1 protein-coding gene is annotated in these 1,165 nt (G+C 54.6%); it reads left to right on the top strand.

The annotated features are described in order from the left end of the window. Positions 1-17: 17 nt before the first annotated feature. The coding region (locus HMPREF0080_RS03845; protein WP_040347158.1) for an acyl-CoA dehydrogenase at positions 18-1,165 on the top strand (1,148 nt) is incomplete at its 3' end.

Raw genomic sequence — 1,165 nt, 5'->3', positions numbered from 1 at the left:
GTCAGGAGGAATTAATTATGGATTTCAGATTAACGGAAATGCAGGCGGATATAGCCAACCTGGCCAGGGACTTTGCCGAAAAACGGCTGGTGCCGACCGTAAAAGAACGGGATGAAAAAGAAACATTCGATCGGTCTATCCTTGACGAAATGGGGCAGCTCGGACTTCTCGGTATCCCCTGGGCGGAAGAAGACGGCGGCGTCGGCGCCGATTTCCTCAGCCTGGCCGTGGCGTGCGAAGAAATTGCCAAGGTGGATCCGTCTATCGCCCTGAGCTTTGAAGTGCATACCATGCTCTGCTCCTGGCCGATATGGAAATTCGGTACGCCCGCACAGAAAGCAAAGTACTTGAAACCGCTGGCGGAAGGCACCAAGCTCGGCGCGTTCGGACTGACGGAACCCAATGCCGGCACGGATGCGCTGAACGGCAGTACGATGGCGGTAAAGAATGAAGACGGCTCTTATACGCTGAACGGGTCCAAAGTATTCAATACGAACGGCGGCGAAGCGGAGGTTACGGTGGTCTTTGCGGCTACGGACAAAACCAAAGGGGCAAAAGGGATGAGCGCGTTCATCGTGGAAAAAGGGACGGAAGGATTTACCTACGGCAAAGAAGAAGTAAAGATGGGGATCCGCGCATCCGTCCAGCGAGAACTCGTATTTCAGAATGTCCGCATCCCGGCGGAAAACCTTCTGGGCAAGGAAGGGGACGGTTTCAAGATTGCGATGATGACGCTGGACGGCGGACGGGTCGGAGTCGGGGCGCAGGCATTGGGGATTGCGGAAGGGGCTTACAATGAAGCGGTTAAATACGCGAAAGAACGGGTACAGTTCGGCAAACCCATTGCGACGAAACAGGCCATAGCCTTCATGCTGGCGGATATGAAAGTAAAGATAGAGACGGCCCGGCTGGCCGTGTACAAAGCGGCGTGGCAGATGGGACAGGGAGACGGGAAGTCCTACTCCATGGACGCGTCTATTGCCAAGAAATATGCGTCGGACATAGCGATGGAGGTGACGACGGATGCGGTACAGGTATTCGGCGGGTACGGCTTCACGCGGGAATACCCGGTGGAACGGTACATGCGTGATGCCAAGATAACGCAGATTTATGAAGGCACGAATCAGGTACAGCAGATGGTTATTTCCGGGGTTATTCTGAAATA

Origin of the sequence: Megasphaera geminata F0357 (assembly GCF_000239275.1) — a bacterium.
GTDB lineage: Bacteria > Bacillota > Negativicutes > Veillonellales > Megasphaeraceae > Megasphaera > Megasphaera geminata.
This window is presented reverse-complemented; position numbering and strand designations above follow the sequence as displayed.